This is a genomic window from Klebsiella sp. WOUb02, from assembly GCF_050058015.1.
GTDB lineage: Bacteria > Pseudomonadota > Gammaproteobacteria > Enterobacterales > Enterobacteriaceae > Klebsiella.
Map to the genome: position 1 here is coordinate 2,836,928 of NZ_CP170110.1, position 17,100 is coordinate 2,854,027.

The 17,100-nt window shown below is 60.6% G+C and carries 8 protein-coding genes and 4 pseudogenes; 8 read left to right on the plus strand and 4 right to left on the minus strand.

All coding sequences use genetic code 11. The features are described from left to right. Nucleotides 1–121: 121 nt before the first annotated feature. A pseudogene (gene araC, locus ABOC21_RS20665) lies at nucleotides 122–969 on the minus strand (arabinose operon transcriptional regulator AraC). Between the two features lie 336 nt (nucleotides 970–1,305). Between araC and araB the strand changes: the two are divergent. The 6 genes and pseudogenes from araB (at nucleotide 1,306) to rluA (ending at nucleotide 11,474) form a co-directional block, all read left to right on the plus strand. Then, a pseudogene (gene araB, locus ABOC21_RS20670) lies at nucleotides 1,306–3,016 on the plus strand (ribulokinase). Nucleotides 3,017–3,026: 10 nt separating this feature from the next. Beyond that, nucleotides 3,027–4,529: an L-arabinose isomerase gene (araA, locus tag ABOC21_RS20675; RefSeq protein WP_426813101.1), complete on the plus strand. Its 1,503-nt coding sequence runs from the start codon at nucleotides 3,027–3,029 to the stop codon at nucleotides 4,527–4,529. Between the two features lie 83 nt (nucleotides 4,530–4,612). Further along, entirely contained in the window at nucleotides 4,613–5,308 is a 696-nt protein-coding gene (araD, locus tag ABOC21_RS20680) for an L-ribulose-5-phosphate 4-epimerase (RefSeq protein ID WP_426813102.1), read from the plus strand. A 95-nt stretch (nucleotides 5,309–5,403) separates the two neighbouring features. Beyond that, nucleotides 5,404–7,761: a DNA polymerase II gene (gene polB, locus ABOC21_RS20685; protein WP_426813103.1), complete on the plus strand. Its 2,358-nt coding sequence runs from the start codon at nucleotides 5,404–5,406 to the stop codon at nucleotides 7,759–7,761. Nucleotides 7,762–7,894: 133 nt separating this feature from the next. Beyond that, nucleotides 7,895–10,802: pseudogene (rapA, locus tag ABOC21_RS20690) on the plus strand (RNA polymerase-associated protein RapA). A gap of 12 nt (nucleotides 10,803–10,814) precedes the next feature. Beyond that, nucleotides 10,815–11,474, plus strand: a complete 660-nt coding sequence (rluA, locus tag ABOC21_RS20695; protein WP_426813104.1) for a bifunctional tRNA pseudouridine(32) synthase/23S rRNA pseudouridine(746) synthase RluA — start codon at nucleotides 10,815–10,817, stop codon at nucleotides 11,472–11,474. A gap of 97 nt (nucleotides 11,475–11,571) precedes the next feature. On the opposite strand, the gene citX is transcribed toward rluA, so the two are convergent. Continuing rightward, nucleotides 11,572–12,060, minus strand: coding sequence for a citrate lyase holo-[acyl-carrier protein] synthase (gene citX, locus ABOC21_RS20700; RefSeq protein ID WP_426813105.1), 489 nt, complete (start codon nucleotides 12,058–12,060; stop codon nucleotides 11,572–11,574). A gap of 168 nt (nucleotides 12,061–12,228) precedes the next feature. Then, complete coding sequence (locus ABOC21_RS20705; protein WP_426813106.1) at nucleotides 12,229–13,596, minus strand: 2-hydroxycarboxylate transporter family protein; 1,368 nt, start codon at nucleotides 13,594–13,596, stop codon at nucleotides 12,229–12,231. A 287-nt stretch (nucleotides 13,597–13,883) separates the two neighbouring features. Between ABOC21_RS20705 and ABOC21_RS20710 the strand changes: the two genes are divergently transcribed. Further along, the gene (locus ABOC21_RS20710) at nucleotides 13,884–15,509 is read left to right on the plus strand and encodes an ATP-binding protein (RefSeq protein WP_426813107.1); all 1,626 of its coding nucleotides are present in this window, start codon (nucleotides 13,884–13,886) and stop codon (nucleotides 15,507–15,509) included. Then, complete coding sequence (locus ABOC21_RS20715) at nucleotides 15,499–16,197, plus strand: response regulator (RefSeq protein WP_426813108.1); 699 nt, start codon at nucleotides 15,499–15,501, stop codon at nucleotides 16,195–16,197. The genes ABOC21_RS20710 and ABOC21_RS20715 overlap by 11 nt, the downstream gene beginning before the upstream one ends. A 30-nt stretch (nucleotides 16,198–16,227) precedes the next feature. Here the strand turns inward: ABOC21_RS20715 and djlA are convergent. Next, nucleotides 16,228–17,057 (minus strand): annotated as a pseudogene (djlA, locus tag ABOC21_RS20720) (co-chaperone DjlA). Nucleotides 17,058–17,100: the final 43 nt, after the last annotated feature.

Below are 17,100 nucleotides of genomic sequence, written 5' to 3' on the forward strand. Positions count from 1 at the left end.
CCGGTTTAAAAACGAAGCACGGATTCTCCAGAGCCGTCGCGCCTTCGTCAAGCCATCAATTGTCTGAATAGTTTACCGGTTACGACTATTGTTCGGCGCATCATTTCACTTTATTTACGTTTTATTCACATCCTGCGCGGAATTCGCTCGGGCTGGCGCCGGTGCATTTTTTAAATACCCGCGAGAAATAGAGCCTGATCTTCGAAACCGACGTTGCGCCCCACCGTGGCGATGGGCATTCGCGTGGTGCTCAGCAGCAGCTTGGCCTGGCTAATCCGCTGATCTTCCCGCCAGCCCAGCACGCTGATGCCCAGTCTGCTGGCGGAACAGGTGCGACAGCCGCGACGGCGACAGGCAGACGTGCCGGGCGACGCTGGCGATATCAAAGCGGCTGTCCGCCAGGCGATCGCTAATATACTGGCAGGCGTCGCGGACCCGGCTATCCAGCGGCGGGTTGAGGGACTCGTTTATCGCCTCCATGCGCCGCAGCAGCAGCTGTTCCAGCAGGTTGATCGCCAACAGTTCAGAGTAGCGTCCGGCCCCCTGTCCGGCGTCGACGATCTGGCCGAAAAGCTCGCCGAAGCGCGCCTGCCACTGCTCATCGGGACGGAAGAAGCCGGTATGGGCGAAAATCGTCGGCCAGTTCAGCCACTCATGCCAGTAGGCCCGCGGGCGGAAATAGACCCACTGGTGATACCACTCGCGGGCGTCAGGATGGCGGCCGTAGTGATGAACCTCCCCCGGCGGGAAGAGTAAAATATCGCCGGGCCGGCAGACAAACTGCTCGTCCTGGTTGTTGATCACCCCTTCACCGCGAATCGTCAGATTGAGGATAAAGCCTTTCATACCGAGCGGGCGGTCAATAAAGAAATCCAGATAGCTATCGGCATCAATCGGCGTCAGTCCCGTCACCAGATGGGCGTTAAAAGAGTATCCCGGTAGCAACGGATCGTTTTGTGTTTCAGCCATAAACTCAGCTCTCCCGGAGAGGCACTGGACACCAATTGTCCATATTGGTTATTTTATTCCCGACGCGGTTTTGGTAATGGGATGCGGGTTGAAATTTGAAGTAAAACCCGTCTGATTTCAGCAAAAATCGATAACATCGCCTAACGTAAGCCCTTCCAGCGCATAACAAAAGTGTCTATAAATGCGGCAGAAAAGTCCACATTGAATATTTGCACGGCGTCACACTTTGCGATGCCATAGCAATATAGTCCATAAGATTAGCGAATACGGCCTGACGGTTTTTGCCGGGGATATCTACTGTTTCACCATGAATGGTTTTCAGCATGGAGTAACAGCATGGCAATTGCGATTGGCCTCGATTTTGGTAGCGATTCAGTTCGCGCTTTGGCGGTGGAATGCGCCACCGGCGAAGAGCTCGCCTCCGGCGTCGAGTGGTATCCGCGCTGGCAGGAGGGGCTGTTTTGCGACGCTCCGAATAATCAGTTTCGCCACCACCCGCGGGATTACATTGAATCAATGGAAGCCGCGCTGAAAAGCGTGCTGGCGCAGCTGAGCCCCGGGCAGCGCGCCGTCGTCGTCGGTATCGGCGTTGACAGCACCGGCTCAACGCCGGCGCCCGTTGACGCCGACGGCAACGTGCTGGCCCTGCGGGAAGAGTTCGCCAACAACCCGAACGCGATGTTCGTGCTGTGGAAAGACCATACCGCGGTGGAAGAGGCGGAAGCCATCACCCGTTTGTGCCACCAGCCGGGCAAAGAGGACTACTCCCGCTACATCGGCGGCATTTACTCCAGCGAATGGTTCTGGGCCAAGATCCTCCACATCACCCGTCAGGATAGCGCCGTTGCGCAGGCCGCGGCCTCATGGGTAGAGCTGTGCGACTGGGTTCCGGCGCTGCTCTCCGCCACCACCCGCCCGCCGGATATTCGCCGCGGCCGCTGCAGCGCCGGGCACAAATCCCTGTGGCACGCCGGCTGGGGCGGTCTGCCGCCGGCCAGCTTCTTCGACGAGCTCGACCCGATTATCAATCAGCACCTCGAGCTGGCCGCTGTTTAGCGAGACCTGGACCGCCGACGCGCCGGTCGGCACCCTCAGCGCCGAATGGGCCCGGCGCCTGGGTCTGCCGGAAACGGTCACCATCTCCGGCGGCGCCTTCGACTGCCATATGGGCGCGGTGGGCGCCGGCGCGCAGCCGAATACGCTGGTTAAGGTCATCGGCACCTCCACCTGCGACATTCTGATCGCCGATAAGCAGAGCGTTGGCGATCGCACGGTGAAAGGCATCTGCGGCCAGGTCGACGGCAGCGTGGTGCCCGATTTTATCGGTCTGGAGGCCGGGCAGTCGGCCTTCGGCGATATCTACGCCTGGTTCGGCCGCATTCTCGGCTGGCCGCTGGAGCAGCTGGCGCTGGCCCATCCGGAGCTGAAAGAGCAGATCCGCGCAGGCCAGAAACAGCTGCTGCCGGCGCTGACCGAAGCCTGGGCGCAAAACCCCTCCCTCGACCATCTGCCGGTGGTGCTGGACTGGTTCAACGGACGGCGGACCCCGAACGCTAACCAGCGCCTGAAGGGCGTAATAACCGATCTGAATCTCGCCACCGATGCGCCGGCGCTGTTTGGCGGCCTGGTGGCGGCCACCGCCTTCGGCGCCCGCGCCATTATGGAGTGCTTCACCGACCAGGGGATCCCGGTCATCAACGTGATGGCGCTGGGCGGCATCGCGCGCAAAAACCCGGTCATCATGCAGGCCTGCTGCGACGTGCTGAACCGGCCGCTGCAAATTGTCGCCTCCGATCAGTGCTGCGCGCTGGGCGCGGCCATCTTTGCCGCCGTCTCCGCCGGCGTTTATCGCGATATTCCAACGGCCCAGCAGCATATGGCAAGCCGGGTGGAAAGTACCCTGCAGCCGCGTCCGGCCCAGGCGCAGCGCTTCGAACAGCTCTATCAGCGCTACCGGCAATGGTCGGCCAGCGCTGAACAACAGTATCTCCCTTCGGCTGCACAGGCGGAAAAGGCCTCGCAATTTCAGCCAGCTCTCACCCATTAAGGACACCAAAATGACGATTTTTGCTAACTATGAAGTCTGGTTCGTGATTGGCAGCCAGCATCTGTACGGCGCGGAAGCGCTGCGTCAGGTTACGAAGCATGCCGAACAGGTGGTGAACAGCCTCAACGCCGAGGCCAAACTGCCGTGCCGACTGGTATTAAAGCCGCTGGGCACCACGCCGGACGAAATCACCCATATCTGCCGCGACGCTAACTACGATGATAAATGCGCCGGCATGGTGGTGTGGCTGCACACCTTCTCTCCGGCCAAGATGTGGATTAACGGCCTGACCATCCTCAATAAACCGCTGCTGCAGTTCCACACCCAGTACAACGCGGCGCTGCCGTGGGACAGCATCGATATGGACTTTATGAACCTCAACCAGACCGCGCACGGCGGCCGCGAGTTCGGCTTTATTGGCGCCCGTATGCGCCAGCAGCATAGCGTGGTGACCGGCCACTGGCAGGATCGGGACGCTCATCAGCGCATCGGCTCATGGATGCGCCAGGCGGTCTCGAAACAGGATACCCGTCATCTGAAAGTCTGCCGCTTTGGCGATAATATGCGCGAAGTGGCGGTCACCGATGGCGATAAGGTCGCCGCGCAGATCAAATTCGGCTTCTCGGTCAATACCTGGCCGGTGGGCGATCTGGTGCAGGTGGTCAACGACGTCAGCGATGGCGATATCAGCGCCCTGGTAGATGAGTATGAAAGCCGCTACCGGCTGACCGCGGCGGCGCAGGTCCACGGCGATAAACGGCAGAACGTTATCGATGCCGCGCGTATCGAGCTGGGAATGCAGCGCTTCCTGCAGCAGGGCGGCTTCCACGCCTTCACCACCACCTTTGAAGATTTACACGGCCTGAAGCAGCTTCCGGGCCTCGCCGTGCAGCGTCTGATGCAGCAGGGCTACGGCTTTGCGGGCGAAGGCGACTGGAAAACCGCCGCCCTGCTGCGCATCATGAAGGTGATGTCAACCGGTCTGCAGGGCGGCACCTCCTTTATGGAGGATTACACCTACCACTTCGACAGCGGCAACGATCTGGTGCTCGGCTCGCATATGCTGGAGGTCTGCCCAACCATCGCCACGGCGGAAAAACCGATCCTCGACGTTCAGCCGCTGGGCATTGGCGGTAAAGCCGACCCTGCGCGCCTGATCTTCAACACCCGGACCGGCCCGGCGATCGTCGCCAGCCTGATCGATCTCGGCGATCGCTATCGCCTGCTGGTGAACACCGTTGAAACGGTGCCGACCCCGCACGAACTGCCGAAGCTGCCGGTTGCCAACGCCCTGTGGAAAGCGCAGCCGGATCTCCGCACCGCGTCCGAAGCCTGGATCATTGCCGGCGGCGCGCACCATACCGTCTTCAGCCACGCCCTGACTCTCGAAGATATGCGCCAGTTTGCGGAGCTGCAGGATATCGAGCTGACGGTCATTGATAACGAAACCCGCCTGCCGTCCTTCAAAGATGCGCTGCGCTGGAACGAAGTTTATTACGCCGGCAAACGTTAAGAGGTCGTCCCCTCTTCTCCCTCTGCGCCGCGAAGGCGAGGAGAAGAGGGGAAACCGCGCTGACCCGCTATTCGGAGTAGACAATGTTAGAAGATCTGAAACGTCAGGTGCTGGAAGCGAACCTCGCGCTGCCCAGGCACAACCTGGTGACCTTAACCTGGGGCAACGTCAGCGCCGTCGACCGCGAGCGGGGCCTGCTGGCGATCAAGCCGTCGGGCGTCGATTACGGCGCGATGAGCGCTGAGGATATAGTGATAGTGAGCCTCGAAACCGGCGCAGTGGTGGAAGGGAAAAAGAAACCCTCGTCGGATACCCCAACCCATCGCCTGCTGTATCAGGCCTTCCCGACCCTCGGCGGTATCGTCCATACCCATTCGCGCCACGCGACCATCTGGGCGCAGGCGGGCCAGTCAATCCCGGCGACCGGCACCACCCACGCTGACTACTTCTACGGCGCGGTTCCCTGCACCCGGCTGATGACCGACAGCGAAATCAACGGCGAGTATGAGTGGGAAACCGGGCGCGTTATCGTCGAAACCTTCCGCGACAACGCCATCGACCCGATGCAAATGCCCGGCGTGCTGGTGCACTCCCACGGCCCGTTTGCCTGGGGGAAGAGCGCGGAAGATGCGCTGCATAACGCGATTGTGCTGGAAGAGATCGCCTATATGGGGATTTTCTGCCGCCAGCTGGCGCCGCAGCTGGCGGATATGCAGCAGACCCTGCTGGATAAACACTATTTACGCAAGCACGGCGCACAGGCCTATTACGGGCAGTAGCGCCTCAGTAGCGGGAAAATGCCTGTATAAAACCCCAGCATTGCGCCGTGAACCAGGCTATACTCAGGCCTGGTTTGACTTGATGAGAGCGCGGCGTGACCCAGCCACGAGAAGGTTTTTTATTGACCCGTCACTGGCGGGATACCCCCCAGGGCACGGAGCTGACCTTTTGGCTGGCAACCGACGACGGCCCCCTGCAGGTCACCCTGCCGCCGCAGGAGTCGGTGGCCTTTATCCCCGAAGCGCAGCGCGCCCAGGCTGAGCGCCTGCTGCAGGGCGAAAATGGCCTGCGCCTCGCCCCGCTCAGCCTGAAAGATTTTCACCGCCAGCCGGTTTTCGGCCTTTACTGCCGCGCCCACCGCCAGCTGATGCGCCTCGAAAAGAAGCTGCGCGAACAGGGCGTTACCGTCTACGAAGGCGACGTCCGCCCGCCGGAACGCTATCTGATGGAGCGCTTTATTACCGCGCCGGTTTGGGTCGAAGGCGAAGCGCGCGGCACGCAGCTGATCAACGCCCGCATGAAGGCCAGCCCGCACTATCGGCCGCCGCTGAAGTGGGTCTCGCTGGATATCGAAACCAGCCGCCACGGCGAGCTGTACTGCATCGGTCTGGAGGGCTGCGGCCAGCGGGTCGTCTACATGCTCGGGCCGGAGCCGGCGGTCGCTCCCGCCGTCGATTTTCAGCTGGAGTACGTCGCCAGCCGCCCGCAGCTGCTGGAAAAACTCAACGCCTGGTTTGCCGCCCACGACCCGGACATCCTGATCGGCTGGAACGTGGTGCAGTTCGACCTGCGCGTGCTGCAAAAACACGCCGAGCGCTACCGCATTCCGCTGCTGCTCGGCCGCGGCAATAGCGAGCTGGAGTGGCGCGAGCACGGTTTTAAAAACGGAGTCTTCTTCGCCCAGGCCAGCGGGCGGCTGATTATCGACGGCATTGAGGCGCTGAAATCCGCGTTCTGGAACTTCCCCTCTTTTTCGCTTGAGGCGGTGGCCCGCGAGCTGCTGGGGGAAGGCAAAGCCATTGATAACCCGTGGGATCGGATGGACGAAATCGACCGCCGCTTCAGCGAGGATAAGCCGGCGCTGGCCACCTACAACCTGCAGGACTGCGAGCTGGTGACGCGCATCTTCCGGAAAACGGAGATCGTGCCGTTTCTGCTGGAGCGCGCCACGGTTAACGGCCTGCCCGCCGACCGCCACGGCGGGTCGGTGGCCGCCTTCAGCCACCTCTATTTTCCGCGCATGCACCGGCTGGGCTACGTTGCGCCGAACCTCGGCGAAGTGCCGCCGCAGGCCAGCCCCGGCGGCTACGTGATGGACTCCCGCCCCGGCCTGTACGATTCGGTGCTGGTGCTGGACTACAAAAGCCTGTACCCCTCGATTATTCGCACCTTCCTGATCGACCCGGTGGGGCTCGTCGAAGGCGGCGCCCTGCCCGACGACGAGCACAGCACCGAAGGATTTCTCGGCGCGCGCTTCTCCCGCGAAAAGCACTGCCTGCCGGACATCGTCGGCCAGATTTGGCACGGCCGCGACGACGCCAAACGGCATAAAAATAAGCCGCTGTCGCAGGCGTTGAAGATCATTATGAACGCCTTTTATGGCGTGCTCGGCACCAGCGCCTGCCGCTTTTTCGACCCGCGGCTGGCCTCGTCAATCACCATGCGCGGCCACGCCATCATGCGCCAGACCAAAGCGCTGATTGAGTCGCAGGGCTATGACGTTATCTACGGCGACACCGATTCCACCTTTGTCTGGCTCAGGCGCGCCCATGATGAACAAGAGGCGGCGAAAATCGGCCGTTCGCTGGTGGCCTACGTCAACGACTGGTGGGCCGCCGAGCTGGGGAAAGCGCGCCTCACCAGCGCCCTGGAGCTGGAGTTTGAAACCCACTTCTGCCGCTTTTTAATGCCGACCATCCGCGGCGCCGATACCGGCAGCAAAAAGCGCTACGCCGGGATGATTCAGGAGGCGCAGCAGCAGAAAATGGTCTTTAAAGGGCTGGAAACGGTGCGAACCGACTGGACGCCGCTGGCCCAGCAGTTTCAGCAGGAGCTGTACCTGCGCATCTTCCGCAACCAGCCCTACCGCGACTACGTGCTGGAGACGATTCGTCAGCTGATGAACGGCGAGCTCGACGATCGGCTGATCTACCGCAAGCGCCTGCGCCGGCCGCTGGCGGAATATCAGCGCAACGTTCCGCCGCACGTCCGCGCGGCAAGGCTTGCCGACGAGCACAACGTCAGGCTGGGCAGGCCGCAGCAGTACCAGCAGCGCGGCAGCATCAAATATGTCTGGACCACCAGCGGGCCGGAGCCGGTCGATTATCAGCACTCGCCGCTCGATTACGAGCACTATTTGGCGAAACAACTGCAGCCGGTCGCGGAAGGAATACTTCCCTTTGTCGATGATGATTTTGCTACAATAGTGACAGGGCAGCTGGGGCTATTTTGACAGGTGACTATCACCGCGGCATCCAGTACCATAGCGCCCTTTCCACTCCTGGACCCAATTTTGATCTCTCTCCATCCTATTTGGAGATGATCAACTATTGCCTGCAATTTAAGAACTAAAGAGCCGAACACATATGCCTTTTACACTTGGTCAACGCTGGATTAGCGACACAGAGAGCGAACTGGGATTAGGGACGGTAGTCGCGCTGGATGCGCGCATGGTTACCCTTCTTTTCCCCGCCATCGGCGAAAATCGTCTGTACGCGCGCAATGACTCCCCGATCACCCGCGTGATGTTTAATCCAGGCGACACCATCACCAGCCACGAAGGCTGGCAGCTCCAGGTTGACGAAGTTAATGAAGAGAACGGCCTGCTGGCCTATATCGGTACCCGTCTGGATACCGAGGAGACCAACGTGGTCCTGCGTGAAGTGCTGCTCGACAGCAAGCTGGTTTTCAGCAAGCCGCAGGATCGCCTGTTTGCCGGGCAGATCGACCGTATGGACCGCTTTGCGCTGCGCTATCGCGCGCGTAAATATCAGAGCGAGCAGTACCGGATGCCGTGGAGCGGCCTGCGCGGCCAGCGTACCAGCCTGATCCCGCACCAGCTACACATCGCCCACGACGTTGGCCGTCGCCACGCCCCGCGCGTGCTGCTGGCGGATGAAGTTGGGCTCGGTAAAACCATCGAAGCCGGGATGATCCTGCATCAGCAGCTGCTGGCCGGCGCCGCCGAGCGCGTGCTGATCGTCGTTCCGGAAACCCTGCAGCACCAGTGGCTGGTCGAAATGCTGCGCCGCTTCAACCTGCGCTTCTCGCTGTTTGACGACGAGCGCTACGCCGAAGCGCAGCACGACGCTTATAATCCGTTTGAAACCGAGCAGCTGGTGATCTGCTCCCTGGATTTTGTGCGCCGCAGCAAGCAGCGCCTTGAGCAGTCTGTGCGACGCCGAATGGGATCTGCTGATCGTCGATGAGGCGCACCACCTGGTATGGAGCGAAGAGGCGCCGAGCCGCGAATATCAGGCGATTGAACAGCTGGCCGAGCGCGTGCCGGGGATCCTGCTGCTGACCGCCACGCCGGAACAGCTGGGGATGGAGAGCCATTTCGCCCGTCTGCGCCTGCTGGACCCGAACCGTTTCCACGACTTCGCCCAGTTCGTCGAAGAGCAGCAGAACTACCGCCCGGTGGCCGACGCCGTAGCCCTGCTGCTGGCGGGCAACAGGCTGAGCGATGCCGACCTGAATATGCTCGGCGAGCTAATCGGCGAGCAGGATATCGAGCCGCTGCTGCAGACCGCTAACAGCGATCGCGACGGAGCGCAGTCCGCGCGCCAGGAGCTGGTCTCCATGCTCATGGACCGCCACGGCACCAGTCGCGTTCTGTTCCGTAACACCCGTAACGGCGTCAAAGGCTTCCCGAAACGCGAACTGCACACCATTCGCCTGCCGCTGCCGATGCAATATCAGACGGCCATCAAGGTCTCCGGCATTATGGGCGCGCGTAAAACCGCCGAAGAGTGCGCGCGCGACATGCTCTATCCGGAGCAGATCTATCAGGAGTTCGAAGGCGATAGCGGAACCTGGTGGAACTTCGACCCGCGCGTCGAGTGGCTGATGGGCCACCTGACCAGCCACCGTTCGCAGAAGGTGCTGGTGATCTGCGCCAAAGCAGCCACCGCGCTGCAGCTGGAGCAGGTGCTGCGCGAGCGGGAAGGCATTCGCGCCGCGGTATTCCACGAAGGGATGTCGATCATCGAACGCGACCGCGCCGCCGCGTGGTTTGCCGAAGAGGACACCGGCGCGCAGGTGCTGCTGTGCTCTGAAATCGGCTCCGAAGGCCGTAACTTCCAGTTCGCCAGCAACCTGGTGATGTTCGATCTGCCGTTCAACCCGGACCTGCTGGAGCAGCGTATTGGCCGTCTGGACCGTATCGGCCAGGCGCACGATATTCAGATCCACGTGCCGTATCTGGAAAATACCGCCCAGTCGGTGCTGGTCCGCTGGTATCACGAAGGGCTTGATGCCTTCGAGCACACCTGCCCGACCGGCCGTACCGTTTACGATAGCGTCCATAACCAGCTGATTAACTATCTTGCCGCGCCGGAAACCACCGACGGCTTCGACGATCTGATTAAAGCCTGCCGCCAGCAGCACGACGCGCTGAAAGCGCAGCTGGAGCAGGGCCGCGACCGCCTGCTGGAGATCCACTCCAACGGCGGCGAAGGGGCGCAGGCGCTCGCCGAAAGCATTGAAGAGCAGGATGATGACACCAGCCTGATCGCCTTTGCCATGAACCTGTTTGATATCGTCGGTATCAACCAGGACGATCGCGGCGAGAATCTGATCGTGCTGACCCCGTCCGATCACATGCTGGTTCCGGACTTCCCGGGCCTGCCGGAGGACGGCTGCACCATCACCTTTGAGCGCGACGTCGCGCTCTCCCGCGAAGACGCGCAGTTCGTCACCTGGGAGCATCCGCTGATTATCAACGGTCTGGATCTGATCCTTTCCGGCGATACCGGCAGCAGCACCATCTCGCTGCTGAAGAACAAGGCGCTGCCGGTCGGGACGCTGCTGCTTGAGCTGATTTACGTCGTCGAAGCCCAGGCGCCGAAGCAGCTGCAGCTTAACCGCTTCCTGCCGGCGACGCCGGTACGCATGCTGCTGGATAAGAACGGCAACAACCTCGCCGGCCAGGTGGAGTTTGAGAGCTTCAACCGCCAGCTGAGCGCCGTTAACCGCCATACCGGCAGTAAGCTGGTCAACGCGGTGCAGCAGGACGTTCACGCGATCCTGCAGCTCGGCGAAGCGCAGGTCGCGAAGGCCGCTCAGGCGCTGATCGCAGCGGCGCGCGATGAGGCTAACGACAAGCTGTCGGCGGAGCTGTCGCGTCTGGAAGCCCTGAAAGCGGTGAACCCGAACATCCGCGATGACGAACTGTCGGCCATTGAGAGCAACCGTCAGCAGGTGATGGATGCGCTGGCCCAGGCCGGCTGGCGTCTGGATGCGCTGCGTTTAATCGTCGTCACTCACCAGTAACGGAACGCAAATATGGCGATGGAAAACTACAATCCGCCGCAGGATCCCTGGCTGGTCATCCTCTATCAGGATGAGCACATTATGGTGGTCAACAAGCCGAGCGGCCTGTTGTCCGTGCCGGGGCGCCTGGAGGAGCATAAAGATAGCGTGATGACGCGCGTGCAGCGCGACTTTCCGCAGGCCGAGTCGGTTCACCGGCTGGATATGGCCACCAGCGGCGTGATTGTGGTGGCGCTGACCAAAGCGGCAGAGCGCGAGCTGAAGCGTCAGTTTCGCGAGCGCGAGCCGAAGAAGCAGTACGTCGCCCGCGTGTGGGGTCACCCGCAGAAAGCAGAAGGTCTGGTGGATTTGCCGCTGATTTGCGACTGGCCGAACCGGCCAAAGCAGAAGGTGTGCTACGAAACCGGCAAGGCGGCGCAAACCGTGTATGAGGTACTGGAATACGCGGACGATAACAGCGCCCGCGTGCGCCTGAAGCCAATTACCGGGCGCTCGCACCAGCTACGCGTGCATATGCTGGCCCTCGGCCACCCGATTCTCGGCGACCGCTTTTATGCCACGCCGGAAGCGCTGGCGATGGCCCCGCGCCTGCTGCTGCACGCGGAGACGCTGACCATCACCCATCCCGCTTTCGGCAACGCAATGACCTTCCGCGCGCCGGTCGACTTCTGACCGCTGATTCCCCGGGCTACGGCGTAAGCGCCTTACCCGAGCTACCCCTCCTCTCCGCTAAGCGCGGCGAGAGCGGGGTTTCTCACGCATTCAGCCGTTAGTCGCGGGCAAACCAGGCGTCAATCATCTGCTCTACGTGAGCGGCCGACTGCTGCGGGTGGCGATCGTTGCTCTCGGCAGCTGACGGGCGGCTCTGCAGGCCGTCCGCCGGGCAAATCACTTCGATATTCCATAAACGCCCCAGCGGATGGGATTGCGTCAGCTCCGTGCACAGCGCGTTAATTTCAGCGGCAGAGTGCTCAACGCACCACAGCGCTTCCGGCCCGGTCGGCAGCCACTGCACCTGACGGTCCAAGGTTTGCCAGCGGTGTTTCCACAGCAGCTGATCGAAAGCCTGCAGCGCCACGCCCATCATATTGCGATAGCGGATGCTGTCTTTCTCCGCGCCCGGCGTCACCAGGGTGAGCGAAATAACCGGCTGCTGATAATGGGTTAACCAGTCGTTCTGACGAGCTTCACGCTGCGCTTTCACCGCCAGCAGGTTTTCAACGCTGGCGCCCGCACGGGCGGGAGTATCCACGGACATTAATTCCTCTCCTTCACTGAATAAAATAACGGCGGCAGGGGCCGTCGCGATAACGGATTTCGCTGCTGATTGTATCGCTAAATGCACAGAATTTAGGATACAGGACAAAGAAATTTTCTTCGTCCTGTGGTGCGAAATAGCAGTTTTTCCTGTTAGCACAGAACTAAATCACGCCATAAAGTGGCTCAGAAACAGCAGGCCCAGAGAGACATTGATCGCTCCACCGATGCGGGTGGCGATTTGGGCGAACGGCATCAGGTTCATGCGGTTGCCGGAGGTCAGAATCGCCACATCGCCGGTTCCTCCCTGGCCGCTCTGGCAGCAGGAGACGATCGCCACATCGATCGGATGCATACCAATTTTTTTACCGACAAAGAATCCGGTCGCCACCAGCGCGGAGACGGTGCTGATAATCACCAGCAGATTAGTGATAGTAAAGGCGTTAACCAGCTCCTGCCACGGCGTAATGGCGACGCCAACGGCAAACAGAATCGGATAGGTCACCGCCGTGCGGAAGAACTTATACACCACCTGAGAGCCCTCCTGCAGGCGCGGCGATACGCCGTTGGCCAGCTTCAGCAGCACCGCCAGAAACAGCATCCCCACCGGCGCCGGCAGGCCAATCATCTTTTGGCCCAGCATCCCCAGCATATAGAGCAGCACCGCCAGCAGCGCCCCGGACGCCAGCGTCGCTACGTCCGTTTTGCCGCCGACGCTTTCGTCACCGGCGGTTTCGCGCTGCGTTTCATTGCTGCGGTTCGGCATCAGCAGGCCTTCGCCGGTCAGATGCGGGAAGCGCTTGCCCAGCTGGTTCAGGCTGCCGGAGATGACAATCGCCGTCAGGCTGCCCAGCATAACCATCGGCAGGACGCGGCCTAACGCGACGCCCTGATCCATATGCATCAGCGCGGCATAGCCAATCGACAGCGGTATCGCCCCTTCCCCTACGCCGCCGGCCATAATCGGCAGGACGATAAAGAAAAACACCTGGAACGGCTCCAGGCCTAATGCCGTCCCGACGCCAACGCCGACCAGCATGCCGACAATTTCACCGCACAGCATCGGGAAGAAAATGCGCAGGAAGCCCTGAATCAGCGTGGTGCGGTTCATGCTCATGATGCTGCCGACGATAATGCAGCAGATGTAGAGATAGAGAATATTGGTCGACTTGTAGAATTTGGTGGTGGATTCCACCACCACGTCCGGCAGCAGGCCGTAATGGACCAGCGCCGAGGGAATAAAGGTCGCACAGATCGCCGCCGCGCCGAGCTTGCCGAGCACCGGCAGGCGCTTGCCAAACTCGCCGCAGGCAAAGCCAAAAAACGCCAGCGTCGCCACCATCACCACAATGTCGCTCGGCAGCTTGCCGCCCAGACAGTCAAGGGCAATTAAGCCGCCGGCCAGCAGGAACAGAGGCAGCGGGATAATCCCGACTTTCCGGTTGTCCATAACGTGCCACCAGCGCTGTTTCAGCGTGGCCTTTGGGGTGTCGATGGGGTCGAGGGTCGCAGAGAATGCATTGTCTGTGGTGCTCATAGGTTTAGCCCTTTAGTTATTATTCATCTTCAGACTAGGGAGGAATAAGCCGACTTAATGTGAGGATCGCCAGATTAAAAATGAAGTTTTAATGGGCACTATGGTTTTTATGGTTTCTATTACCGGCGTGATATATCTCTGATTTATTAGCGTGGTTTTTATGGTTTTTTGTCGTCAGCGCTATAGATCATTTATAAATAGGCTTCGCGGATCGTTTCCGTTCCCTGACCCCGGCGCAGGCGGCCGCTCGTTTCTTGCCCGCCTTACTGAGACTCTGAACAAAGCCTATGAAAGTTTCCTTTCAATTTAAGCTGTTTATTTCCCTGGTGGCGTTTTTCTCGATCCTGTTCGCCCTGCTGGGCGTTTATTACTATTTCGATGCCAGCCATCAGCTTTATCAGGAGATGAGCGCCCGCGCCCAAATACAGGCCGAAGAGATCGCCCTGATGCCCAATTTACGCCAGCAGGTTGCCCGCAAGGACCCGCAGGGAATAAAAACCTTTATGCAGGAAATCGCCGCCCGCAGCGACGCCAGCTTTATTGTTATTGGCGACGCGCGGGGCCTGCATCTGTTCCACTCCGTGCATCCGGAGTGGGTCGGCACCCGGCTGGTGGGCGGCGATAATCAGGCGGTGCTGGAGGGGAAAACCATTACCACCATCCGCAAAGGCGGGCTCGGGGTTTCGCTGCGCAGCAAGGCGCCGGTGCGTAACGACGCGGGCCAGGTGGTGGGGATTGTTTCCGTCGGCTATCTGACCAGCTATCTCGACAGCGTTACGCTGCAAAAAGTGATCAATATCTTCGTCGCCGCCGTGCTGCTGCTGGTTGCGCTGTTTATCTTCTCCTGGTACTTCACCCGCAGCATCAAAAAGCAGATCTTCTCCCTGGAGCCGCGGGAGATCGGCCTGCTGGTGCGCCAGCAAAAGGCGATGATGGAGTCGATTTATGAAGGGGTTATCGTTATCGATCATACCCGCCGCATTAACGTCATTAACCACGCCGCCCGCAGCCTGCTCGGCCTTAGCCAGCCCGCGCACCAGCTGCGCGGGCAGTCCATCGATAGCGTCATCGTTCCGCAGCCGTTTTTCGCCAGCGGCGAGATGCTGGAAAACGACACTCACGATGAGCTATGCCGCTTCAACCAGCTCACCGTCCTTGCCAGCCGGGTGCGCATCATGCTGGAGAATTCGCTGCAGGGCTGGGTGATCACCTTCCGCGATCGCGATGAAATCAACTCGCTTAGCGCCCAGCTCAGCCAGGTGAAGCGCTACGTGGATAACCTGCGCATCATGCGCCATGAGCAGCTGAACCGCATGACCACGCTTTCCGGCCTGCTGCATATGGGCCACTACGACGAGGCCATTCGCTATATTCAGGCGCAGTCGGAGCACGCTCAGGAATTGCTGGACTTCATTTCATCCCGCTTTAGTTCGCCGACGCTCTGCGGCCTGCTGCTGGGCAAGGCCGCCCGAGCGCGCGAGAAAGGCGTCGTGCTGAGCTTCGATCCCGCCTGCCACATCGACCGGCCACTGCCGTCGTTAATCGAATCGGAGCTGATCTCGATTATCGGTAACCTGCTGGATAACGCCATTGAAGCCACCCAGCGCGCCGAATCGCCGCACGAGCCGGTTGAAGTGCTGATCCAGCTCAACGCCCGGGAGCTGATGATTGAAGTGGCCGACCGCGGCGTCGGTATTCGCCCGGAGATCCGCGATCGAATCTTTGAACGCGGCGTCACCACTAAAACCCGTGGCGATCACGGCATCGGCCTGTATCTTATTGAACATTATGTCACTCAGGCTGGCGGCACCATCGAGGTTGCCGATAACTCGCCGCGCGGGGCCATCTTTACGCTATTTATTCCCGCCGACGGTCCGGCCCACCCGCCACAAGGGGCAAACTATGCATCATGACCTGGTCGATGTGCTGATCGTCGAAGATGAGAGCGAGCTGGCGCGGCTGCACGCCGAGCTGATTCAAAAACACCCGCGCATGCGGCTGGCGGGAATGGCCGCCTCCCTCACCCAGGCGCGGCAGATGCTCAACGCCAGCCCGCCGCAGCTGGTGCTGCTCGACAACTATTTACCCGACGGCAAGGGGGTGACGCTGATGACCGACCCGCTGCTGGCTAGCGCCAACTGTTCGGTGATTTTTATTACCGCCGCCAGCGACATGGAAACCTGCAGCCTGGCCATTCGCAACGGCGCCTTCGACTACATCCTTAAGCCGGTCTCCTGGAAACGCCTGAGCCAGTCTCTCGAACGCTTCGTTCAGTTTTACGACCAGCAGCGGGAGTGGAAGATTGTCGACCAGCAAAACGTTGATTCGCTGTACCAGCTGCAGGCGAAAAACTATCGCGCCGATAGCGGCAGCAAAGGGATTGAAGAGAAAACGCTGGCGCTGGTGCAGAACCTGTTTAGCGGGCGGGAAGAACACTGCTTTTCGGTCGATGAGGTGGTGAACGACGCCGGCCTGAGCAAAACGACCGCCCGCCGCTATCTGGAGCACTGCGTGGAAACGGGCTTTCTGGAAGTGGAAATGCTGTACGGCAAAATTGGCCATCCGCGGCGGATGTACCGCCGCGCCAGGAGCTCGTCCTGATGCCTCTCCCCGGCGGGAGAGGCCGACAACTCAGAAACCGCGCTGCTCTTTGACCAGCTCCCAGGCCTTCTGAATATCCTGCGCCTTCTGCTTCGCCATCTCCATCATTTCCGGCGGCAGTCCCTTCGCCACCAGCTTATCCGGATGGTGCTCGCTCATCAGCTTGCGGTAGGCGCGCTTGACGGTCGCCGCGTCATCGGTCGGCTTCACGCCCAGCACGTTGCAGGCGTCCTCAAGGGTCGGTCCGCGCTGCGCCTGCTGCCAGCCGCCCTGGCCGCGGCCCTGGTATCCGGAGTGCTGCTGAGAACCGCCGCCAAACTGGGCCCCGCCCTGCATCATGCGCAGGAACTGCTCAAACTGGGCGCGGGAGATCCCCAGCTCATCGGCGATGACGAACAGAACCTCGCGTTCATTAGGGTGCAATTCGCCGTCGGCGAAGGCCGCCTGCAGTCTGAATTTCCAGAAACATCCGAATCAAATCAAAGCGGCCGAAACAGACGCTGCGCAGGCTGGCGCATTTTCTCGCGCAGCGGATAATCGTCTGATTTCCCTACGCGAAACGCCTGCTGCGCCGCCGTACGCGACTCGCCGTGCAAATTCATGCGATCCATCAGAATGCTGGCGACGTGAATATCGGCTTCGGTCACGCGACCTTTCGATTTGGTCAGATGGCCCATCACCTCAAAGGTGGTGGAAAAGAACAGCGACTGCCGCTCCTGCTGGTTAGCAAAAACGTTGATCCGCCGATGGCGCGCGCGATCGAATATATGGCCGACCAGCAGGCCCAGCACCACGCCCCAAAAGCCCGCGCCCATCATCAGCGCCACCGCAACCCCAATTATTTTTCCCAAATACTGCATAGACTCCCCAAACTTTACGCCGCCAGTTAAGCTATATATGACC